Genomic DNA, 20,945 nt, shown 5'->3' with positions numbered 1-20,945 from the left:
TTGAGCGTCTGGCCCACGCACAACCTGACACGTCCCAACGGCATTCATACCAACCGCGCCTCGTTTTCAGAAGCGACCGCGGGATATGGTCACGCGTCGTCATCGTTCCTGCACCAGACGAATTTATTGCAATCAAATCTACGCCCAAGGAAATCGGGTGTCAACGTTGCCATTTTCCACGTTTACCCTGAATTTACGCAGCAATCGTGTACACCACGCCATCTTGACAATCGCCATGATTGTGCCTATCGTCAATTTATTATAATCAATAGGAGGCGGTATGCACGGCGACCTTTGCAACCGGACGGCGCGCGAGCTCGGCGCGCTCTACGCAGCGGGCGACGCCTCGCCGGTCGAGGTCATGCATGCGGTGCTGGAGCGCATCCAGTCACTCGATCCTGCGATCAACGCGTTCTGCCAGATCGCCAGCGATGCGCTCGACCTGGCGCGCGCATCCGAAGTGCGATGGCAACACGGCACCCCGCTTGGCATGCTCGACGGCGTGCCGGTCAGCATCAAGGACAACGTCTCGATCGCGGGCCTCGCCACGCGTTACGGCTCGCGTGCGACCTCTCGCGAGGCGGCATCGCAGGACAGTCCGTGCGTCGCCCGGCTGCGCGAGACGGGCGCGATCTGCTTCGGCAAGACAACGCTCCCCGACTTCGCGCACAAGATCGTCACCGACAGCCCGCTCACCGGCATCACGCGCAACCCCTGGGACCGTTCGCGCACCCCGGGGGGAAGCAGCGGCGGCGCAGCGGCGGCGGTCGCGCTCGGAATGGGCCCGATCGCCATCGGTACGGACGGCGGTGGCTCGATCCGCATCCCGGCGGCATTCACCGGCACTTTCGGCTTCAAGCCGAGTTTCGGACGCGTCCCGCATGCCCCGCGCGGTCCGTTTGCCCTGCTCAGTCACGCCGGCCCGATGACGCGTTGCGTCGAGGATGCGGCGCATACCCTGACGGCAATCAGCCGGCCGGACAGCCGCGACTGGTACGCCTTGCCGTTCGATGGTGCGGATTACGCGCGTGGACTGCAATGCCAGCCGGTCCCCGGCGGCATCCGCATAGCCTGCAGCCCGGCGCTCGGACTACCACTCACCGTCGAAACGCCCATCCATGACGCGGTGACACGCGCTGCATCGACCTTCCGCGAGCTGGGCGCGCGTATCCAGTTCTCCGATCCACCGGGCATCGCCCGCTGCAATGCGATTCACACCACGCTCTGGCGTGCCTGCTGCCACCAGCTCACAGGCGGCATGACCGATCAATGGGCCGAACTCGATCCGTCGCTGCAGGCGTACGCTGAAGCCGGCAGCGCGATCTCCAGGGAGGCCTTGCTCGGTGCACTGATCGAACGGGGAGAGCGGGGTGCCGGGGTCAATACGTTTTTCGGGCAGCACGACCTTGTCATCTGCCCGGTCTATACACGCGTCGCGATGCCGCTCGCAGAACCGACGTCGGGCGACGAGCTGTTTCCCCATTTCACAGCGTGGTGCAACCAGCTTGGACTGCCGGCTGCGAGCCTCTACGCCGGGATGACTGCAGCGGGCCTGCCGATTGGCATCCAGATCGTCGGCGGCCGCCACGCGGATGCGCTGGTCCTGTGGGCCAGTCACGTGCTCGAACTCGCATTCGGACGCGCTCCGTTCGCAGACATGACGTGCGCTCTGGCGGCGTCCGTTGCGGGCACGGCACCCGCCTGACAAGGGATGGCTGTGATTGCCCCCTCGCGGCCACCACGGAAGCTACCGGATGCCTGCAAGCGGAAGGAACAGTGACAGCGCGTCACCACCGAACGGGCTGAACCCGAAATGCCGGTAAAACCCGGCAGCCTCTTCGTCCTTCGCATCGACAGCCAGCGCGACAGCGGGAATCTCCGATTGCGCAGCCCGGCGCAATGCATTGACAAGCAGCGCGGCCCCCAGCCCCCGGCCGCGATACTTCAGGTCGACGGCCAGTCGCCCCATGCGTATGGCCGGAACGGCCGGGTAGCGCGGAAGCTTTCGTGCGACCTCCCGGGGGAGGTCAGCGAGCGCGATACTCGCGTTTGACAGCGTGTAGTAGCCGACCACGACGTCGTTATCCAGCATGACGAAACACGCCGCGACGCGACGGCGGACGTCCTGCGTGGCGTATTCCCGGAAATACCGGTCCAGTGCGGATGAACCACTCTCAAACTGGGTCCGGTCATGCATCGAGGCAAGCGCGCAGACAACAAGCGGGACGCCATTCATTCGTTACGCAGCAACCGGTCGTGACTGGCGATCGCGCGCCTGAGCGCATCCACCGGCTCCGGCGGCGAAATGATCGCATCAGCAAACCGCTGGGAATCCTCCAGCGAAAGCCGGATGACCTCCGCCTCGGCAATCGCCCGCTGAGCGGCCTCGCGCGCAGCAGAAATGACGAAATCCGTCATCGTGCGCCCCTGGATTTCCGCCGCGCGCCGGATCGTCGCATGCACATCCGGCTCCATCCGGGCCTCGAATCTGGTCGTCATAGCCATGGAAAATCACCTCCTAGCATCAATTGTACGGAAATTTGCCGGGTCAAACAAGCTCCGTACGGAAATTTGCCGGTTATCCCACGCAAAAAACCGACGGCGTCAGGATGCACCGCGGTCTGCGCGCAGGTCCAGATCGGAGTCCAGCACAAGCTTCTGCTGCAGCGCCGCGTGAACCTTGCGCAGTTGGGCTTCGGCATCGTCCATGTGCCCGGCCATGAGCCGGGCAACAGCACCGGCATCCCGGCGCCGCGCGGCAGCAAGGATCGCCCGGTGCGCCGCAACGGTCTGCCGGCCGAACGCCTGGTAGTCCTGCTGCGTCACATTTCCCGCGACAATCACCAGCGTGTGAAGCATCTGGTTGATGATCTGGCACAGGCAGCGCAGGAACGCGTTAGGATGAGCCGCCGCCAGCACGTCATGGAAGTGGATGTCCTCGTGGCGCTGATCAAGCGCTCCCTCCGGGTGTACCTCGAACGGCTCGCACACCGAAACGCTACGCTCGAGCGCCTCGAAGTCTGCCTCGGTCAGCCAGGCCACGGCACCGGCCGCCACCATTGGTTCAAGCGTGCGACGCACGGCGTAAATGTCCTCGAGCGTGATGTTCTCGAAAAACAGATAGTTCTGTAGCGATTGAAAGGCCCGCGCGAGCGGTACCCGCGTAATGGTCGCTCCGCCGTCCGGTCCCGTGCTCAGACTCACCAGCCCCTGCACTTCCAGCGCCTTGAGCGCATCGCGCATCGAGCCCCGGCTGACGTTGAACATCTGCTGCAGTTCGGCCTCCTTGTTGAGACGGTTTCCCGGCCGCGCCCGCCCATCGTTGATCCAGCGCTTGATCAGCTCGGCCACCTGATCGCCCCGCTTGACCGCGCGCGATCCCCGTCTGTCCGGCTGCACCGGCGGCATCTTCTTTTCGGTTGTCGGTTTTCGTCCTGCCATATCGGTCACGCCCGTCGTTGGCCATTCATCGCTTCATTCCGCCGCCATTATCGGGTATCCGCAGCACGCCCGGCCAGCATCCGAAACCTGACTGGCTGCACCCTCCCATTGTGTGGAGGTAGCGCGAGCACCAGCGAGCACCTACGCTCCAGTCCGGACAGCAAGCGCACAAACCGCCCTTACGTTCCGTGCATGCCGATAATCCGCCGCGCGCTCGCGGTGCTGGAGGAACCCGCCGATGTTCGAGTATCTGCAACCGTCACCGGAACGCGGCACGCTGGCCGCACTGGCGGCAAGTCTCGAAGCCTGCGGATTGCCGCTTGACCGGCTCGCGGCATGCATGCGTGCCCACGGCCCGGAAGCCGACCGGACCGGACAGATTCCCGACGCAGTATGGGAACCCGGGGACGTCCCCACACTGAATCTGCATCTGGTCCCTCTCGCCTATGGCGGGTGCCCACACGTTCAGTCGCTCGCGTCACGCGTGATGGTGATGGAATACCTGGGTTATGCCGACGCCGGCCTGGCCCTCGCCCTGCCCGGTCCGGGCCTTGCCATGCCCCCCGTCCTCGCGCTCGCTAGCGGCCCGCAGCAGGCCCGCTTCTTCGAACGCTTTCACGGCACGACGCCGCGCTGGGGCGCATTCGCCATCACCGAGCCCGACTGCGGTTCCGACGCCACCGCTATGCGGACCACAGCGCGCAAGACCAGCCAGGGCTGGGTGCTGAATGGCACCAAATGCTTCATTACCAATGGCGCGCGCGCCGACTGTGTCATCACGTTCGCCACAGTCAACCAGAAATCAGGCCGCTTCGGCGTCCGCGCGTTCCGGGTCGATTGCACTACACCGGGCTTCTCGGTCGCACGCATCGAGCGCATGTCGGGCCTGCGTGCCAGCCAGCTTGCCGTGCTCTCCTACACCGACTGCGAAGTGCCCGATGACGCATGCCTCAGACGAGGCGATGAAACGCCGCTCGATGACGCATTCTCGGGTGCCCAGCAGGCGTGGGACTATTTCCGGCCCCTGCTCTCCGCTGTCATGGTCGGCGTCTGCCGGCGGGTACGCGACGATCTGGCTGCCTATTTCGGAGCGGGCGGACACCCGGTCGGCAAGCACCATCGCGTCGTCGATGTGGAAGCGAGTCTGCTCGACCTCGACCGGCAGATCACCTCAGCGCATCTGCTGTGCCATCACGCGGCGTGGAAAACCGACCAAGGCATCGCGACCTCGATGGATGCGTCGATGGCGAAGGCTCACGCTTCGCGCGTAGCCGCGCGAGTCACGCGCACCGCGCTTGAACTCGCCGGCCTCGACGGCATCGCAGCCTGCCCGTCGATCGAACAGGCTTATCGCGACGCCAAGGCATTCGACATCATGGAAGGCACCGGCGACCTGCAACGGCTCATGATCGCCCGCGCCGCGCACCGCGCGACCTCCCTGCCCTGGGAGATTCATTCGTCGACATCGTCGAATCCCGCACACGCACTCGCATCCTGAGGCCCCACACACCTCGCACCGGAGACCGCTCATGGCACCCCCCCGCGTCTCAACCCGACCCGATGACATCCCCGCGACCGTGAAAGACTGCCTGCTGTCCGTTCTCGGCAGCAACCTGAGCGCCGAGCTTGTCGCCGACGACACGAATCTCTTCGACATCGGCGTCGATTCGATGAACATGACCGAGTTGCTGCTGCAGCTCGAACAGCGCTTCGGCTTCACGCTGGCGCCAGAGGATCTGTCTGCCGACCTGTTCCTCCGCTTCGGCAATCTGGTTGCGTTCGTCGAGTCCCATGTGTCCTCCGACTGAACACGCTGATGTCGAGGCTCGCATCGTCGCCACGGCAAGCTACATTCCATCTCCCCGCGTCTCGCCGGATACACGTGCTGAACCTTTCCGGCGCTCTGGCGCCACCGTGAAAGAAGCCGTCATGCGCGCCGTCTATGCCGATACGCTGCGATGGCGCGACAGGGCTACGCCATTCAGGGCAGATAGCCGTCAGCCCCACCAGTGCAGTCTGCCGGCCAGCGATCGGATCGCCATCGAACGGTGCCTGACGCTCTCGGACATGGCCCTGCATGTTGCGCGGACACTTCTCCGGACTTCGCCCCGGGCCGGTCTGCGTGCGCCAGACCAGATCATCGTGTGCACGACCAGCCTTGAACATGACCTGGCACTGTCCTGCGCGTGTCGTCTGCACAGCGAACTCGGATCGAGCCGCGCGCCGTTCGCGATCGGACAGCTTCAGGGTGCCGCGTTCATCATGGCTCTGGACGTCGCCGCTGCGATGATGGCTGCCGACACCCGGCTGCATACGGTGCTGATCGTCGCGGCAGAGCGCTGGCGCGCGCCCTTCCCGCGCCGGACCGGGTCCGTGGCGGTCCTGGGCGACGGGGCCGCCGCGGTACTGGTCGCGCAAACGCCTGTCTCCGGCTGGCAGGTACGCAGCCTCACGGTCCGGACACCGGGAGCCGGCTCATGCTCGCCGGCAGCAACGGAATTCATCGACATCGCAACACTTGCCGAGATCATCGATGAAACATGCGCGTGCGCCGGGCTGGGCCCAGCGGAAATCGACTGGATCGTGCCCGCAACCATCGACGCCTGGCTGATACAGGAGGTCAGCACACGCTGCGGGCTGCGCGCCGGACGGATCTGGCGTAACGACGGAAACACTCCCGGTCATCTGTGCACCGCTGATACGCCCGCGCAACTCGATACGTTGCTGCGCTCGATCAGTCCGTTCGATGGACAACGCGTGCTCGTCTGGTCCGCGGGCTTCCAGGGACAGGCCGCCTGCGCTGTGATCGAATTCCACGGGAGCGACACATGACGACCCCGGCACACACCCCGTCACTCTCTGTGTCCGGCATTGCGTCCAGCCTGCCTGGAAAGACCGTCGATGCACACGACTGGGCGACACGCTGCGGCCTGCCGGTCGCGCGCGCCCGTGCGCTGCTCGTCAACGGCGCTATCCGGTTTCATGACGCGGCCGGTGAGTCGCCTGTGGCGCTGGCTGTCCAGGCAGTCTCCGCGCTGTTGCACGACTCGGACACGGCACCCACTGCTATCGACGCCCTCGTGTACACGCACACGATCCAGACCAGCGTCCTTGCACCGCCCTCGGGTACCGCCCGGCATATCCAGTCCTGCACAGGCCTGACTCGCGCCCTCGCGTTTTCTGTCACACAGCAGCATTGCGTTTCGCCGATGGCCGCCATCCGCGTGCTTCTCGCGCTCGCCGCACGGCACCCTTCGCTGGAACGCGCGATCGTCGTATGTGCCGACGTGATCGGTTCGGAATGCGACCGGCTGCGCGCCATTCACGATCTCGCCCTGCACAGCGACGGCGCCTGCGCCGTGCTGCTCGAGCGGCACGGTCAGCGCAACGTGATTGCCGGTCTGCATCTGTACACGGACGCACGCTCATTCCGCGGCACGGACGACGATCTGCAACCAGTGCCCGACGATCGCTACTACTGGTCCGCGTTCGCGACCATGCGCGCCGCGATCCGGCAGGCAGGCATCGCGCCCTGCGACATCACGCACGTACTGCCCCATCACGCCAACCTGCCAGGCTGGGCCAGGTTGATGACGATGCTCTCCATCCCGCAGGAGCGGCTCGCCAGCGCAAATTTCGGGCGCATCGGCCACGTCTTCGGTGCGGACCCGTTCATCAACCTCCAGACCTGCCTGGATCTGGAGCCCGGAGAGTGGTCCCTGCTGTTCTCCTGCGGTCTCGCTGGCTGTTTCGGTGCGACGGTCATTCGTCACTGACTGTCCAGCGGATTTCCCCACCTATTTATCGTCGCCCTGACATCACCATGAGAAATCTCATCGACCTCATCCACGCGGCAGCGAACCGCACGCCCGACGCGGAGGCCCTGGTCTGTGGTTCGACCCGGACGACCTATCGCGATCTGCTCCATCACGCGCTTCTCATCGGACAGGCGCTCGACGCACTGGGAATCCCCCACGGTGCGCGCATCGCCATCCTGCTCGACAAGCGCATCGAAACCGTCGTGTCGATGCTCGGCATCGCAGCGACGGAACGCGTGTTCGTGCCCGTCAATCCCCTGCTCAAACCCCATCAGGTTGCACACATCCTGCGCGACTGCGGCGCCGACTGCCTGATCACCACCGCCCTGCGCGCATGCGTGCTCGACGAAAATGGTCTGGCGGGCGTCCCGCATACGATCATCGTGGACGATCCCGGTGTCGTGAGCCCACATCTGCGCACGAATACACATATTCAGGGCTGGCCCGGACACGCGGGCGTGGAGTCCATCGACGACGGTGGTCCGCATGTATCACGCCCGGGAACCGCGTCGGGCATCGACACGGACCTGGCCGCTATCCTCTACACCTCCGGCTCCACGGGGCTGCCCAAAGGCGTGATGCTCAGTCATCGCAACCTGCTCGAAGGGGCATGGAGCGTCGCGCACTACCTTCACCACACGCCATCCGATCGCATCCTTGCCGCCCTGTCGCTCAGCTTCGACGCGGGTCTCAGCCAGCTCACATCGGCATGGTCCGCAGGCGCCAGCGCCGTGCTGATCAACTACCTGACGCCGCAAGACATCATCGATGCGTGCGAACGCGAACGCATCACGGCAATCACCGGCGTGCCACCGTTGTGGATGCAACTGGCCCGCGCCGCCTGGCCGGACACGGCACGCCGCACGTTGCGCTATTTCGCCAATACGGGTGGCCGGCTACCGGTACCGGTCCTGCAGCAACTGCGCTCGCTGTTTCCCGAGGCAACACCGTACCTGATGTACGGCCTGACTGAAGCGTTCCGCTCGACGTTCCTCGACCCTGCCGAGGTGGATCGCTGTCCCGATTCAATCGGCAAGGCGGTGCCGAATGCCCGGATCCTCGTGGTCCGCGAAGACGGCACCTCGTGCGGGCCGGAGGAAGTCGGCGAACTGGTTCACACCGGTGCCTGCGTCACGCTGGGCTACTGGAACGACCCGGCCCGGACAACCCAGCGCTACCGGCCATCTCCGGAGATCAAGCCTGGCCGCGCCGTGCGCGACACCGCCGTCTGGTCAGGAGACCTCGTGCGGCGCGATGCTGACGGGTTTCTCTACTTCGTCGCACGCAGCGACGCCCAGATCAAGAGCTCCGGGTACCGGATCAGCCCCGAAGAGCTTGAGGAGACCGTGCACGCCAGCGGCCTCGTGACGGAAGCCGTCGCCCTCGGCATCCCTGATGACGAACTCGGCGAAACGATCGTACTGCTGGTCGTGCCGGCAACCGGCCTGTTCGATCCCCAGACCCTTCGGGCCTGGTGCACAGAGCGCCTGCCGCGATACATGGTGCCGCACCGGATCGTCGTCCGACCCGGTATCCCGCGCAACCCGAACGGAAAATTCGATCGGACCGCGTTGCGCGCCGCATTCACCGGCACTGCAGGCGGGCTCGAAGGGAGACCATCGTGAACCACCCGTTCAGATCGCAAAACGGTATCCTGACCATCGGCGGCATCGAGGCGGGGCGCCTGGCCGATCGTGCGGGGCGCACGCCTTTTTTCGCGTATGACCGGACGGCAATCGATGGCCGCGTGCGCATGCTGCGCGACACACTGCCGGCCGGAATCGGATTGCACTATTCGATCAAGGCCAATCCGATGCCCGCCATCGTGCACCACCTCGCGACGCAGGTCGACGGTTTCGACGTCGCATCCGCGACGGAGATGGCGCTCGCCCTGAATACCGGCATGGCCGCCACCGAAATCGGCTTTGCCGGACCGGGCAAGGAGCGTGATGAGCTGCGTCGTGCAGTCGCGAGTGGCATCAACATTCATCTCGAATCAGCCACCCAGTTGCACCTCGTCACGGCAATCGGCTGGGAACTCGGCGTGCGACCCAGCATCGCCCTTCGCATCAACCCCGACTTTCACGTCGGGCACAGTGGCATGCGCATGGGCGGCGGGGCAGTACAGTTCGGCGTCGATGTGGAACAGGTGCCGGCCCTGCTGCGCGAGCTCGATGCGTGCGAACTGGCACTGGCCGGCTTTCACGTCTTCTGGGGATCACAGTGCCTGCACGCCCCGACCGTCATCGAGGCCCAGCAGAAAAGCGCCGCACTCGTCATGGGACTGGCAGACGGCCTGGCACGCGCGCCGCGATACGTGAATCTGGGCGGTGGCTTCGGCATCCCGTACTTCGCGGATGACACCCCGCTGGATCTGCGGGCCGTCGCAGACGCCATGCACGGCTGGTTGCCCGGATTCCGGAGTGAACTGCCGGACACGCGCGTCGTCCTGGAACTGGGACGATACCTGGTTGGCGAAGCGGGCATCTACGTGTGCCGCGTCATCGACCGCAAGATATCCCGTGGCAGGACGTTCCTGGTTACCGACGGCGGCCTGCACCACCATCTGGCCGCCTCCGGGAATTTTGGACAGGTCCTGCGTCGCAACTTCCCGGTCGTTCTCGGCAATCGCGTCGACGACGTACCCTGGGAACGCTGCCACATCGTCGGGTGCCTGTGCACGCCACTCGACCGGATCGCGGACGACGTCCTGCTCCCGGAGGCCCGCATCGGAGATCTTGTGGTCGTCCTGCAATCAGGCGCCTACGGGCAGTCGGCGAGCCCAGGCAACTTTCTCGGTCATCCCGCCGCCGTCGAGATGCTTGTCTGAACCCAGTGACAACAGAGGAGGACGCGATGCGTGCCACGCAATCCTTTCTGTCGGCCCCGGTGCCCACCTCCTGGGCACTGACCGACGATCAGCGCAGCCTGCGCGCAGCCAGTGAACGCTTCGCCAGCGAGCGACTCGAATCCTTGCTGGCTCAGGCCCCCTCGGCGGTCGTGTGGGAGGAGACCGTCGGGCTCGCCGCGGCGCAGGATCTGGGCACGATGATCCTGCCCGAGTCCCTGGGTGGGATGGCCATCAACCACGACGACCTGTCGCTCGTCATCGGGGCGCTCGCCGCCGGCCCGCTCGAGCGGGCCGCCGCACTGACCCTGAGCGCCCCTGCACTCATGACGCTGCGCGCACACGACGCGCTCGCCCCACTGTCTGCGCGCCCGGTCGGCGACTATTTCGACGCCACTGCATCCATCGCCCTCACGGTGCCGGATACCGGAACCGCCGGCCAGTGGCGTCTCCGTGAATCAGTTGCGCCGGGACTCACGATGCATGTCGATACCACACGCCGCGGCGTCGTTCTCACCGGGCAGGCGCCTGCGCTCCAGGCACCACACGCCAGACACGTCGCCACGCTCGGCACGCTCACCCTCGAGCATGTGGATCTCGGCGAGGCCAGTCCGGCACCACCGCTCGCCATGATCGGGCAGCCCAACGCGGAAGGCATTTTCCCCGCGCAGACCTGGCTCACGGAAGCGGGGTTTTATCTGGCCGCACTGCTGACCGGTGCGATGCAGCACAGCGTCACGTTCGCACTCGACTACGCAACGTCGCGGCAGGCCTTCAGAAAGCCTCTGGCAATCCATCAGCTTGTCGCCACACGGCTGGCCGACATGCTGATCGTCACCCACGGGACTCACCTCTTTCTGCGCTCCGTGGCGGCCGCCGGACCATGTGTGCCTGCATCGCTCGCCCGACAGCTGATTCGCCATGTCGCAGCCGAATCCGTCGACGTCGGTTGCGAACTGGTCCAGCTCTGCGGCGGTCACGGCTACGTCGAAGGACTGCCGCCGGCAGCACGCTTCCAGACAGGCCACTGGTTCGCAATGCTGCTCATGCAAATCGATGCGGCGCTCGGGCAATTCACGTCACCCACGCATACGGGAAACACGGAAGAGGTGCACGCATGACCGGACATCCCCCCGGGTCCACCTCTCCCGGCTCCACGGTCCGGGAGCCTCAGGCCGATATTCCATTCTCTGGCTGCTGGTTGCGTGAACCTGACCGTGACGATGTCCGCGACATTGCCTGCTGGCTCGCGCAACCCGCCATCGGACACTGGTTTGATTTCGGACTTGGCCGGCAGACGCTGCCGGCACTCGCCGTACACGCGATGCTGCGATGCGGCCGGCACCGCATACGCGTGTTCGGTCCTCCCGGGTATCGCGCCCCGAGCGGGCTGGTCGCTGCGAGCGACATCACCCATCGCTTCGCCACGGGCTCCTTCTGGGTCCTCCGGGACAGACGGCGGCCCGCCTGCGCGAACATGACCTACGACGCCGCACGATCCCTCCTTCACGAAGCGTTCGACTGCGACGGGCTGCACTGCATCACTGCGTGGGCAGCGCAATCCAACGTCCCCTCGCAGCACCTGCTGGCCCGGCTCGGCTTCCGACTGATCGGATTGCAACGCGACTGCCACCTCGTCGGTGACGAGCGGGTCGGCCGGCTGCTCTACGACCTGCTCCCGGAGGAGCTCGGCACTCCGTCCGCGCCATCATGAACGGGCCCATGATTACGGCACTCGCGATACATGTGCCGCACGCGGTCCCACCGGACCGGGAACAAGCGATCGGGGCAAGGCAGCGCAACACCACGCGGTCCGGCTGGGATGCCTGGGTCACGTCATGGCGCAGGGAATGCGGCACCTTTGTGGAAACGGCGAAGACCGATTTCCACAAGCCTGTTGCCGTCAAGGCAAAAGGTTCCCGCACCGCCCAGGTGCCTGTCGAGTGCGAAACGGATCTGTCGGGCCTCGCCGCCAGCGTCACGCAAACGATCTGCGCGGCGCGGCATCCCGATGCCGCCCCCATCGACATCGTGATGTTCTGCCATACCAGCCTCGCCGAGCATGTCTCAACCACTGTTGCCGGGCGCCTGTGTACCGTCGTCGGCACGCCATGCTTCCCGTTCTCCGTCTCCCAGCAGCAGGGCGCGTCGGTGTTCACCGCGCTACAACTGACGCAGGACCTGTTCATTGCCGAATCCCACGTGCACACCATCCTGATCGTCGCCGCAGAAAAGTGGTACCCACCGTTTTCGCGACGGTCCGGCCGCGAGATCGTGCAAGGCGACGCGGCCGGCGCCATGCTGGTCGAGCGGTCCTCGATCACGACGCGCGGACTCCGCCTGATCGACGCATCCACGCGTCCCTTGCACCGGATATCGGCTCGCCCCCCGCTCTCGCGCGCCGGTATCCAGCGCGTCTGGGCGCCGGCCTTGCTCCTGACGGTCGATGCGCTATTGGCACGGCACCGCGTCCGCGCACACGAACTCGCCACCGTGGTCGGACAGGAAACCGGCTCGCAGCTGGGCGATCTCGTGCACCAGCATCTCGGTTGCCACGCGAGCAGTGGCGCCCGCTTCGCCGACCTCGGCTCGGCTGGTCCGATCGTGCGACTGGCCGACATGCTCGCCACCCGCGCGCCGCCCTGGCAAGGTCAGGTCCTCATGTGGGGCATCGGACTCGGTGGCTTCGTCGGCTGTGCGCTGTTTGCATCACACGGGACACCGTCTCTCCACGGTGACAGCCACGGGCACGGTCCATCGTGAAGGTGGTCATTGGCATCCCGCACGTCGCCTACTCGCTACCCGGGCGTATCGAGGATGTCCGCAGGTGGGGCCTGAGAACCGGGCAACCGGATGCCACCATCACCCGCCTGAGACTGGCGGGCGTCCACCGCTTCCACGACGCAGGGAGACGAACGGCCATCACGCTTGCGGCACATGCAATCGAGTCGCTGCTGGATACGGCCGCGCTCGCACCCGACACCGTCGACTGTCTCGTCTACGTCCACACGCTGCAAGGCAGCGTCGCACCGCCGCCCCTTTCCCTGCCGCGCCTGCTGTGCGAACGGTTCGGCTTCTCGAACGCAAACGCATTTTCATTCGCCCAGCAACATTGCGCATCGTCGCTCGGCGCGCTGCGGATTATCCGCGCGATGTTCATCGCTCGCCCGACCATGAATCGCGTATTGCTGGTGGGGGCTGACACCATGCCGCATGCTGCCGACAGACTGATCGAGGCGTCCGGACTCCTCAGCGACGGCGCGTGCGCCGTGCTCGTCGAGCGCAACGCCAGGATCAACCGCCTGCTCGCGCTGGCGAGTCACGCGAGCGGAAACGGATGGCGTGGCATGCTGGAAGGGCATGAGCGGCGCTTCGCGGCCCATTATTTTTTTACGGCGCGACGGCTCATCCTGCAGGTCGCCGACGACGCCCACATACCGTTGACCGAGATTCAGCGCATCCTGCCGCCTCATCTCGATCTGCCGGCGTGGCGCAGAATCGTTGCCACGCTCGGACTGCCAGCGTCATGTCTGTTCACCCGCAACTTTGCGCGCACCGCCCATGTGACAGTGAGCGACCCCTTCATCAATCTCGCCGACTGCGATGGGCTGATTCCGGGCAAGCCTCTTCTGCTGTATGCGCAAGGGGTGGGTGGATTTTCTGCAGCCGCTCTGCTCATACGCTAGGCGCGCCAGCCCGATCGGGTCTGAGGCAATCGGGTCTGATTCATCAACCGAAGCCACCATGATTGCAACAAACGGCGTCGTGCAATTGAAAGCATTAATTTCTGGTCCGTCATCCTTATCCGAAATAAGGCAATCCATCTGGCGATGTTGCGGATACCGGTATTAAAATAAATCCCCACTCCGCGCGGACAAACACTTTCAGGATCACTTCAATATCCGGGCGAGCAGGGCTGATGCGCGACTTAATCACTGCCAGGGCACAAGCTGCCTGACGCAATCGGCTGGGCTTCCGGAAACGATCGGATAGCTGGCGTTCCCGCCGCATCACTTCCTTGAATACCACCGGGCAGAAGCGAGGTGACAGTCATGAAATCCGTTATTCGACATCGCCCACGCGGAATGGCATCCAGACCACGGCCATGGAGTATCGACCTGGTCAATCGAATGGCGCCGATATTGGCAACCTTTCATACATCCAGCGACATTTTTTCACTTGATCGCCTGTTTGGTCATGCTGCGCATTCCCTCGGTTTTCCACGCTATGCGGTCAGCCGGATCTCGAGAACCCGCTCCCGATCCCACCCCCGGATAAATGTGGAAACCATTTTCGCCCATTATCCCGATAACTGGGTACAGCACTACCTGCAACGCGACTACGGACCTATCGATCCCGTGCATCGGGCAGCATTCACTCGCCCCGTTCCTTTTCACTGGGTCGACATTCCCGACCTTAATCATGTCGAGCGACGCGTACTCGGCGAAGCGCGCGATGCCGGACTGGCCCACGGACTCAGCATCCCCATTCATGAGCCCGGTGGCGCCGTTCTGCTCATCAGCCTGTCCGGCCAGCCGGTCAACGCCCGTGCCATCGTCAGCCTCCAACTGGCCAGCCTGATCAGTACGCTGTTTCACCAGGAACTGGAACGCCTTACACGGAGCCAGCACCCCGGCCCGACGCTGCAACTGTCCCCCCGCCAGCGCGAGTGCCTGCTCTGGGTCGCACGCGGAAAAACCTCGTGGGAAATCGGCACGATCCTCGGGATATCCCATCACACGGTTATTTATCACGTTAGCGAAGCCATGAGGATGCTCAACGTCAATAGCAGAACAACGGCGGCCGTGTACGCCACCGTTTACGGACTGATCCAGCACTGATCACCGTCGGGACCACGACCCTGCGTTCCTCCAGCAATTTCAGACGGCTTTCGTTATCGCCAGTCCGCCCGGTCCGGGCGGATCAACTATCCCGCATCTTGAACCGGAACGCCCGCCCAGCCAGCGCGCGCATTCCGATCCACATCTTGCGCATGGCAGTCCCGCATCCGTCTGTGTGTGCTACCGGGCCGGCCTCCCTGACTGACTAGTTCCTCTCGTGATCCCGCGTTGATAGCGTGGCGTCCGTTAACACAGGAGGAAAAGTCCATGTCCTACATCGCTGCAGGCAGGCGGAATGACCTGCCCCCCGATATGCGTCACGATCTGGGAACCTTCCGGCACGATGTATTCGTGCGGCGTCTGGGCTGGTCACTGCCCGATGTTACCGAAGGCGCCACTGCCGAATGGGACCGCTTTGACGGGGAGAATGCAGTTCAGATTGTCGCGCTTACGCCTGAGCGGCAACTCTGCGGTTGCGCCAGGTTGATGCCAACCACGGGCCCGTACCTGCTCCCCGACCTGCTCCCTTGTCCGTCGTCTCTCGCTCTTCCGTCGTCGTCAACGGTATGGGAGCTTTCACGGTTCGCCGGATCCCGGACAACCGGCCACCCGGCGGATGCCGGATTGGGCATGGAACTGTTTCCCTATGCGCTGGCTATTGCCGTTTCCCTCGGGGCAACCTGCATAATCGGCGTAGTAACCCGCGCCGTCGCTCGCCTGTACCGCCGCTATGGTCTCGACCTCCGTGAGATCATGCCGGACCTGGAGACCTCCGCATTTCCCTTCCTGGTCTGTGCGATTGATCTCACGCCTTCAACGTTCACCAACCTCGGACGCAATCTGCACGATCTTCTGGATTCGGTGACGTGGTATGGGTTCCGCGCGTCGCCGGCTTCTTCCGCGGAGGAAACAGAGCCTCGCGTTCTCCGGCGGCCCGCCACATCCGGAATGTCTCCGCAAAACCCGGTGACACGCACAAGTGCGAGCCTCGAAAGAGGGGGCACACCGGGAGTGTGCAGCGCTACCGGACTCACCCCGGCCACGGCGATCCCCGCACCGTTGCCGCGTGACGATGATGATGCCGGTTGTCCGCATCCTTCACCCAATCCGGCCTGATGGCAGACGCATACGCCTGGCCGCTGCGTGACGCCTCGCCATTTGCCTGCGCGCTCAGTCCGAGGCGTTCATCGATGGCACGTGCGACAGTCGAAGACTTCGGAGAGTGACGGTGGTCACCATCCGCCCAGAACGCGTGCATGGCGTCGAACAGGACGGACAGTACCGTCGTCACGTAAGGCAGGCGGACGAGCACACCACCCGCTACCCCATCACCATCGGCCAGGTCGAGGGACTTCTCCTCCGCTCCGGCAGGCATACCGATCCTCATCGCATCAAGCTCGCGTTGCAGGCGGTCTTCCACACAATAATGCGCGGCTGCCGAATTCGCCAGTACCTTTCTGAGCTCGCAGAGCTTCTGTTCTTTCAGGTGAAGACATCTCCTGAGCCGGCAGACTTCCGCTTCCGCGCGCTGCAGCCGACTTTGCAACGCTGCGCAATCGCGCATACACGCAGAGCGGTCTTTCCTGTCGTCTGGTTGCGATACACCGTCACCGTGCTCCATGGCGTGCCTCACCTTAAACGTGGTGCCCGCATGCACCGTCAAGCGTCCGAACTGTCAATACCGGGTCCACCACCGAACCAGAAACAGTGCTGTACCTCGATTGAATTCACGTCAAATGCGCGAGGCTTACCGGACCGGTTATGTCGTGATGGTGGACCGGGTGTATCCGTTTTTCGCTTCCGCCGGGTCCCACGTCAACTACATAATCGCGCAGGATATTGCTACCCGCCAAAAGGTAGGCGGCCAAACACGCCTGTGCCTTGTCGCGAGGCTTCCCGATGCGAGCCGAAAGGTGTTCACCATGTCCAGTTGCCCGTAACAGGCAAACGCTTCTTCTTGCGCTTCGATGACGTGCACGGCTTCCAGCCTGATGGCTACCCGGTGCACCAGTACCTTGCAACTCGCCCAGTCCACCGCCGCCGTCAGAAACGCCCCGAAGGAAGTCTCCTTTGCGCGACACGAATCCACACGCCAATGGAATGTGCGCCATGTCGCGTGCCCACGCCTGGTTGGGCCGCTCGATCTTCGTGCCACGCAGCAGATACGACCGGATCTTGTGCTGCGTATTGCGCCGGCTCAAGTACCGCCAGCAGTACAGCGCATCGATACCCCTGCGCTTCATCAGCGTACGCACACGCCGATGGTCAATCCCGTGTCCCTCGCGACGCAAGAGTCGCGTCTGTTGTGAGCCAGGAAACGTGTGGGTACGATCCGTCATTGCTTTGCGCCCAGCAATCCCGGTTTGTTGAGGGAGCCTCTTAAAAAAGCGCTCTCCGGCGTGAGCGTGCCGATCTTCGCGTATAGCTCCTTCAGATCGACCAGCGACTCGCTCGACGCCGTGCCGCCCGCACCGAACACGTCTGCGGCACGTTCCTGCATCTACCGCTTCCATTCCGTGATCTGCCTGGCGTGCACGTGGAACTGCTGCACCAGCCCGGCCCGCGTCCGCTCACCCCCGACCGCCGCTATCGCAACTTTCTCTTTTAACGCTGAGGAGTGCGCACGTCGGACTCTCTTCGTCATCTTCCAGGTCCTTTGCCGGCATTATCGCCGATCAGGCTCTGAACGCCCCATTTTTCCGGTTGTCCAAATTTGCGTGCTTGGCTCTGGAGAGCTAAACGCATCAGGAAGCGGGATTCAGCGGCGCTGCGGCAACAAGCCGGCGCATGAATTGTGATCACGCGCTCCCGGTCAGATGAAAACGGGAAGCTGGATACCAGAGTTGTACCGACGTCGCGACCCGCTCGCCGACCCACGTACGGCGCCACATCAGCAGGCACGGTTCGCCGATTTCCATCTTCAGTTGAGCGCGCACGCGCGCATCGGGCTTCTGCGCGTAAATGCGGAAATCGGCGCGCTGGATCGGCGCGAGCCGCACCATGTAGTGATTGGGCGTTTCGACCGTAAAGTCCTGCTTCAGATAATCGGGAAACACCAGCGGGTTCACATAGCGATCCTCGTACTGGATCGGCTCGCCGTTTTCGCTGTGGACGATACGGGAATGGAACACGGAGCCGCTTGCCAGACCGACTGCGGCCACGGCCTGGGGGTCGTTGCTCGCATCGAGCGTCAGCACGCGGGCCGAATGCCGGTGTCCACGCGACGTGATTTCGTCGGCGATATTGCGGATCTCCAGCACGGTCGACTCGTAATGACGCGACTCGACGAACGTCCCCAGACCCTGCACGCGCGTCAGCACGCGCTCCGCCGTCAGCTCGCGCAGCGCGCGCGACACGGTCATGCGCGCCACACCGAACTCTTTCACGAGTTCGGTCTCCGACGGAATCAGGTCACCAGGCTTCCACGTCCCGCCCGTGATGCGCCCGATTACGTATTGTTTGATCTGCTCGTAAGCCGGCAATACCTTCTGGGGTGTCCGCGCGTCACACGTCCCTTCCGTTGCGTCGTGTCGTGCATCCATACTCATCCTGTACGCCCCGGGATAGCCCGGCGGCGTGGTCATCAGTGGCCGAACGCCCCGGTCAGCACGGCGGACGCAGCGGCCTTCGACGTCTGAACGTCCGCCTGCGAAACCGGAATCGCCAGCGCGGCGTCAGGCAACGTGGGCGCGTCAGTAGCCAGCATGCGGAATGCGAAGGCCATGTCGTCGGCAAGCGGCCGGTCGTCGCGATACGTGGGCAATACGCTGCGCACCTGCGCACGCAACCCTTCAGTGTAGTACGCGCGCGGCAGGTCGGCCGGCTGCAGATCGTAGGCCTGCACGGCGGCCAGCAATTCGATGGCGACGATACGCGTGCTGTTCTCGATGATGTTCAGCACCTTGAGCGCCGCCGGCGTCGCGTGGCACAGGTGGTCCTCCTGCAGGCCGGATGTGATGCCGCCGTCGAGACTCGCCGGCGCCGCTTCGCGCCGGTTCTGCGCCACCAGCGACACCGCCGTGTATTGCGCAATCATGAAGCCCGAACGTGTGCCGCCCTCGACGGCCAGAAAGGCCGGCAATCCGCTCACGAGCGGGTTCACGAGCCGGTCGATGCGGCGCTCAGCCATCGCCGCCACCTGCGCGACCGCGACGGCCACGCTGTCCATCGCGAGCGCGATTGACGCACCCACTGCATGCGCCTGCGAATAGACGCGCGGCTCGTCCAGCGTGCCGGCCACCACCGGGTTGTCGGTAATCGACGCCAGTTCGCGGTTCACAATCTCTCCCGCATTGCCCAGCACGTCGCGCGCGGCGCCGTGCACCTGCGGCACCGTACGCAGACTGAGCGGATCCTGGGTGCGCCGGCCCACCGCCGCTGCGAGAATGCCGCTGCCAGCGAGCGCCGCGCGCAGGCGGGCACCGACGTACGCAAGACCCGGCGATTGACGATATGCGAGCGACTGCGCGTCAAACGCGTCGATCTGTCCGCGCAGGTTCTCGAAGCTCATCGCCGCCACCGCGTCAGCCCAGTCGAGCAGCCGCCGCGCGCGCGAGAGCGCGAGCGCGGCTAGCCCCGTCACGCACGGCGTGCCGTTCACAAGGCTCAAGCCCTCCTTCGCCTCGAGCGACAGCGGGTAGAGACCGAGTTCGCGCAGCGCGTCGGCGCCGCTCATCATGGTTCCACGCCAATGGACGCGCCCAGCGCCGACGCACACCAGTGCGATGTGCGCCATATGGCTCAGGTAGCCGACCGAGCCGAACGCCGGCACTTCCGGCAGACAATCGGCATTGAGCAACGCGGCGAGCTGCTGCACGACCTCGGGTCGCACACCCGAATGACCGTGCGCATGATTGTTGATCGCAGCGGCGATGATCGCGCGGGTTTCCTCACGCGCGAGTGGCGCACCGACGCCCACCGCATGGCTCATCAGGATGTTGTGCGACAGGTCGTGCTGCTCGGCTGGCGACACGATAACGTCGCACAGCGCGCCGACACCGGTATTGACACCGTACGCGCGGATGCCGCGCGCCACGATCTGCGCGACCAGCGCGTGCGCGGCCTCGATGCGCACGCGCGCGTGCTCGGACAGTTCAAGCGGCGCGCCCGCGGCGACCGCGGCAATCTCGCACCAGTCGAGCGGCCGTTCGGAACGGGTGATGGTCATGGAGATATTCACGGTAACGGGTGCGATCCGGCGTCAATGTACGGCCCGGTCCTGATGGCTCGAAACGAACTGGCGGAAGCGTTCGGACCTGCACTCGCCGAACGCTTCCTGCGGCGTACCGTCGAGATCCACACGGCCTTCGTGGAGAAACATCACGCGATTCGACACATGGCGGGCAAAGCCCATCTCGTGCGTGACGACCAGCATCGTGCGGCCTTCGTCGGCAAGCGCGCGCATCACGCGCAGCACTTCGCCAACCAGTTCGGGATCGAGCGCGGAGGTCGGTTCGTCGAACAGCATCACCTTCGGGTGCATCGCCAGCGCACGCGCGATGGCAACCCGCTGTTGCTGGCCGCCCGACAGATGCGCCGGATAGTGCGCACGCTTTTCGGCAAGCCCTACCTTGGCCAGTAGCGCCTCGGCTTCCTCGGTCGCTTCGGCGCGCTTGCGCCCGAGCACGCGCATGGGCCCTTCTATCAGGTTGTCCAGCACCGTCATGTGTGACCACAGGTTGAAGTTCTGGAACACCATGCCGAGCTGCGAGCGGATGCGATCCACCTGGCGACGGTCTGCCGGCTGCAGTGTGCCGTCGCTGCGGCGCTTCATCTTCAGTTCCTCGCCGGCGAGTGAGACCGAGCCAGCGTCCGGCGTCTCCAGCAGGTTCAGACAGCGCAGCAGGGTGCTCTTTCCGGAGCCGCTCGCGCCGAGAATCGAAATCACATCGCCTTCGTGCGCATCGAGCGAAATGCCTTTGAGCACCTGATGATGGCCGAACGACTTCTGGATGTCCTTGACGGACAGGGCAACGGGTGCAGCAGCATTCATGGAGA

At 64.5% G+C, this 20,945-nt stretch carries 21 protein-coding genes; 13 read left to right on the top strand and 8 right to left on the bottom strand.

What is annotated here, in order from left to right:
- Positions 1-361: 361 nt before the first annotated feature.
- Positions 362-1,705, top strand: a complete 1,344-nt coding sequence (locus AC3AP7_RS18910) for an amidase family protein (RefSeq protein WP_487364110.1) — start codon at positions 362-364, stop codon at positions 1,703-1,705.
- A gap of 42 nt (positions 1,706-1,747) precedes the next feature.
- Here AC3AP7_RS18910 and AC3AP7_RS18905 read toward each other — a convergent pair whose 3' ends face one another.
- The 3 genes from AC3AP7_RS18905 to AC3AP7_RS18895 form a co-directional block, all read right to left on the bottom strand.
- Positions 1,748-2,236, bottom strand: coding sequence for a GNAT family N-acetyltransferase (locus tag AC3AP7_RS18905; RefSeq protein WP_487364109.1), 489 nt, complete (start codon positions 2,234-2,236; stop codon positions 1,748-1,750).
- Positions 2,233-2,505, bottom strand: a complete 273-nt coding sequence (locus tag AC3AP7_RS18900; RefSeq protein ID WP_487364108.1) for a type II toxin-antitoxin system TacA family antitoxin — start codon at positions 2,503-2,505, stop codon at positions 2,233-2,235. Before AC3AP7_RS18900 ends, AC3AP7_RS18905 begins: the two co-directional genes overlap by 4 nt.
- Positions 2,506-2,604: 99 nt before the next feature.
- The gene (locus tag AC3AP7_RS18895; RefSeq protein WP_487364935.1) at positions 2,605-3,441 is read right to left on the bottom strand and encodes a FadR/GntR family transcriptional regulator; all 837 of its coding nucleotides are present in this window, start codon (positions 3,439-3,441) and stop codon (positions 2,605-2,607) included.
- A 238-nt stretch (positions 3,442-3,679) separates the two neighbouring features.
- Here AC3AP7_RS18895 and AC3AP7_RS18890 point away from each other — a divergent pair, with 238 nt between their 5' ends.
- The 12 genes from AC3AP7_RS18890 (at position 3,680) to AC3AP7_RS18835 (ending at position 16,064) form a co-directional block, all read left to right on the top strand.
- Positions 3,680-4,939 carry an acyl-CoA dehydrogenase family protein gene (locus AC3AP7_RS18890; protein ID WP_487364107.1) on the top strand — a complete coding sequence of 420 codons (1,260 nt, stop codon included), beginning with the start codon at positions 3,680-3,682 and terminating at the stop codon, positions 4,937-4,939.
- Positions 4,940-4,970: 31 nt separating this feature from the next.
- A complete protein-coding gene (locus AC3AP7_RS18885) occupies positions 4,971-5,249 on the top strand; it encodes an acyl carrier protein (protein ID WP_487364106.1) in 279 nt (92 codons plus the stop codon).
- Positions 5,250-5,355: 106 nt separating this feature from the next.
- Complete coding sequence (locus AC3AP7_RS18880; protein ID WP_487364105.1) at positions 5,356-6,273, top strand: 3-oxoacyl-[acyl-carrier-protein] synthase III C-terminal domain-containing protein; 918 nt, start codon at positions 5,356-5,358, stop codon at positions 6,271-6,273.
- Positions 6,270-7,217 (top strand): 3-oxoacyl-[acyl-carrier-protein] synthase III C-terminal domain-containing protein, encoded by a 948-nt coding sequence (locus AC3AP7_RS18875; RefSeq protein WP_487364104.1) that lies wholly within the window; start codon positions 6,270-6,272, stop codon positions 7,215-7,217. Before AC3AP7_RS18880 ends, AC3AP7_RS18875 begins: the two co-directional genes overlap by 4 nt.
- A 47-nt stretch (positions 7,218-7,264) precedes the next feature.
- On the top strand, positions 7,265-8,884 hold the full coding sequence (locus AC3AP7_RS18870; protein ID WP_487364103.1) for an acyl-CoA ligase (AMP-forming), exosortase A system-associated: 1,620 nt from the start codon (positions 7,265-7,267) through the stop codon (positions 8,882-8,884).
- Positions 8,881-10,089 (top strand): pyridoxal-dependent decarboxylase, exosortase A system-associated, encoded by a 1,209-nt coding sequence (locus AC3AP7_RS18865; RefSeq protein WP_487364102.1) that lies wholly within the window; start codon positions 8,881-8,883, stop codon positions 10,087-10,089. Before AC3AP7_RS18870 ends, AC3AP7_RS18865 begins: the two co-directional genes overlap by 4 nt.
- Positions 10,090-10,115: 26 nt before the next feature.
- Positions 10,116-11,228 (top strand): acyl-CoA dehydrogenase family protein, encoded by a 1,113-nt coding sequence (locus AC3AP7_RS18860; RefSeq protein WP_487364101.1) that lies wholly within the window; start codon positions 10,116-10,118, stop codon positions 11,226-11,228.
- Positions 11,225-11,821 carry a GNAT family N-acetyltransferase gene (locus AC3AP7_RS18855; RefSeq protein ID WP_487364100.1) on the top strand — a complete coding sequence of 199 codons (597 nt, stop codon included), beginning with the start codon at positions 11,225-11,227 and terminating at the stop codon, positions 11,819-11,821. Before AC3AP7_RS18860 ends, AC3AP7_RS18855 begins: the two co-directional genes overlap by 4 nt.
- Before the next feature lie 8 nt (positions 11,822-11,829).
- The gene (locus tag AC3AP7_RS18850; protein WP_487364099.1) at positions 11,830-12,870 is read left to right on the top strand and encodes a beta-ketoacyl-[acyl-carrier-protein] synthase family protein; all 1,041 of its coding nucleotides are present in this window, start codon (positions 11,830-11,832) and stop codon (positions 12,868-12,870) included.
- Complete coding sequence (locus AC3AP7_RS18845; RefSeq protein WP_487364934.1) at positions 12,864-13,793, top strand: 3-oxoacyl-ACP synthase; 930 nt, start codon at positions 12,864-12,866, stop codon at positions 13,791-13,793. The genes AC3AP7_RS18850 and AC3AP7_RS18845 overlap by 7 nt, the downstream gene beginning before the upstream one ends.
- 366 nt (positions 13,794-14,159) lie before the next feature.
- Complete coding sequence (locus tag AC3AP7_RS18840; protein WP_487364098.1) at positions 14,160-14,948, top strand: LuxR family transcriptional regulator; 789 nt, start codon at positions 14,160-14,162, stop codon at positions 14,946-14,948.
- Between the two features lie 267 nt (positions 14,949-15,215).
- Positions 15,216-16,064, top strand: a complete 849-nt coding sequence (locus AC3AP7_RS18835; RefSeq protein WP_487364097.1) for an acyl-homoserine-lactone synthase — start codon at positions 15,216-15,218, stop codon at positions 16,062-16,064.
- Here AC3AP7_RS18835 and AC3AP7_RS18830 read toward each other — a convergent pair.
- From AC3AP7_RS18830 to AC3AP7_RS18810, 5 genes are all read right to left on the bottom strand, one after another.
- Positions 15,979-16,569: a hypothetical protein gene (locus tag AC3AP7_RS18830; RefSeq protein WP_487364096.1), complete on the bottom strand. Its 591-nt coding sequence runs from the start codon at positions 16,567-16,569 to the stop codon at positions 15,979-15,981. The genes AC3AP7_RS18835 and AC3AP7_RS18830 overlap by 86 nt on opposite strands.
- Before the next feature lie 714 nt (positions 16,570-17,283).
- The gene (locus AC3AP7_RS18825; protein ID WP_487364095.1) at positions 17,284-17,448 is read right to left on the bottom strand and encodes a hypothetical protein; all 165 of its coding nucleotides are present in this window, start codon (positions 17,446-17,448) and stop codon (positions 17,284-17,286) included.
- A 298-nt stretch (positions 17,449-17,746) separates the two neighbouring features.
- Complete coding sequence (hutC, locus tag AC3AP7_RS18820; protein ID WP_487364094.1) at positions 17,747-18,496, bottom strand: histidine utilization transcriptional repressor HutC; 750 nt, start codon at positions 18,494-18,496, stop codon at positions 17,747-17,749.
- Positions 18,497-18,531: 35 nt separating this feature from the next.
- Entirely contained in the window at positions 18,532-20,115 is a 1,584-nt protein-coding gene (locus AC3AP7_RS18815) for an HAL/PAL/TAL family ammonia-lyase (protein WP_487364093.1), read from the bottom strand.
- Between the two features lie 33 nt (positions 20,116-20,148).
- Entirely contained in the window at positions 20,149-20,940 is a 792-nt protein-coding gene (locus AC3AP7_RS18810) for an ABC transporter ATP-binding protein (protein WP_487364092.1), read from the bottom strand.
- Positions 20,941-20,945 lie beyond the last annotated feature (5 nt).

The organism is Paraburkholderia sp. PAMB 6770, assembly GCF_057748135.1.
The sequence above is the reverse complement of the archived record's forward strand: the minus strand, read 5'-3'. Positions and strand labels throughout refer to the sequence as shown.

Excerpts from the sequence above, each read along its gene's own strand:
- AC3AP7_RS18835 (WP_487364097.1), top strand. The coding sequence starts at position 15,216 with ATGTCCTACATCGCTGCAGGCAGGCGGAATGACCTGCCCCCCGATATG.
- AC3AP7_RS18810 (WP_487364092.1), bottom strand. The coding sequence starts at position 20,940 with ATGAATGCTGCTGCACCCGTTGCCCTGTCCGTCAAGGACATCCAGAAG.
- AC3AP7_RS18870 (WP_487364103.1), top strand. The coding sequence starts at position 7,265 with ATGAGAAATCTCATCGACCTCATCCACGCGGCAGCGAACCGCACGCCC.
- AC3AP7_RS18855 (WP_487364100.1), top strand. The coding sequence starts at position 11,225 with ATGACCGGACATCCCCCCGGGTCCACCTCTCCCGGCTCCACGGTCCGG.
- AC3AP7_RS18875 (WP_487364104.1), top strand. The coding sequence starts at position 6,270 with ATGACGACCCCGGCACACACCCCGTCACTCTCTGTGTCCGGCATTGCG.
- AC3AP7_RS18890 (WP_487364107.1), top strand. The coding sequence starts at position 3,680 with ATGTTCGAGTATCTGCAACCGTCACCGGAACGCGGCACGCTGGCCGCA.
- AC3AP7_RS18850 (WP_487364099.1), top strand. The coding sequence starts at position 11,830 with ATGATTACGGCACTCGCGATACATGTGCCGCACGCGGTCCCACCGGAC.
- AC3AP7_RS18900 (WP_487364108.1), bottom strand. The coding sequence starts at position 2,505 with ATGGCTATGACGACCAGATTCGAGGCCCGGATGGAGCCGGATGTGCAT.
- AC3AP7_RS18825 (WP_487364095.1), bottom strand. The coding sequence starts at position 17,448 with ATGCAGGAACGTGCCGCAGACGTGTTCGGTGCGGGCGGCACGGCGTCG.
- AC3AP7_RS18910 (WP_487364110.1), top strand. The coding sequence starts at position 362 with ATGCATGCGGTGCTGGAGCGCATCCAGTCACTCGATCCTGCGATCAAC.
- AC3AP7_RS18905 (WP_487364109.1), bottom strand. The coding sequence starts at position 2,236 with ATGAATGGCGTCCCGCTTGTTGTCTGCGCGCTTGCCTCGATGCATGAC.
- AC3AP7_RS18815 (WP_487364093.1), bottom strand. The coding sequence starts at position 20,115 with ATGACCATCACCCGTTCCGAACGGCCGCTCGACTGGTGCGAGATTGCC.
- AC3AP7_RS18895 (WP_487364935.1), bottom strand. The coding sequence starts at position 3,441 with ATGGCAGGACGAAAACCGACAACCGAAAAGAAGATGCCGCCGGTGCAG.
- AC3AP7_RS18830 (WP_487364096.1), bottom strand. The coding sequence starts at position 16,569 with ATGGAGCACGGTGACGGTGTATCGCAACCAGACGACAGGAAAGACCGC.
- AC3AP7_RS18885 (WP_487364106.1), top strand. The coding sequence starts at position 4,971 with ATGGCACCCCCCCGCGTCTCAACCCGACCCGATGACATCCCCGCGACC.
- hutC (WP_487364094.1), bottom strand. The coding sequence starts at position 18,496 with ATGAGTATGGATGCACGACACGACGCAACGGAAGGGACGTGTGACGCG.
- AC3AP7_RS18840 (WP_487364098.1), top strand. The coding sequence starts at position 14,160 with ATGAAATCCGTTATTCGACATCGCCCACGCGGAATGGCATCCAGACCA.
- AC3AP7_RS18860 (WP_487364101.1), top strand. The coding sequence starts at position 10,116 with ATGCGTGCCACGCAATCCTTTCTGTCGGCCCCGGTGCCCACCTCCTGG.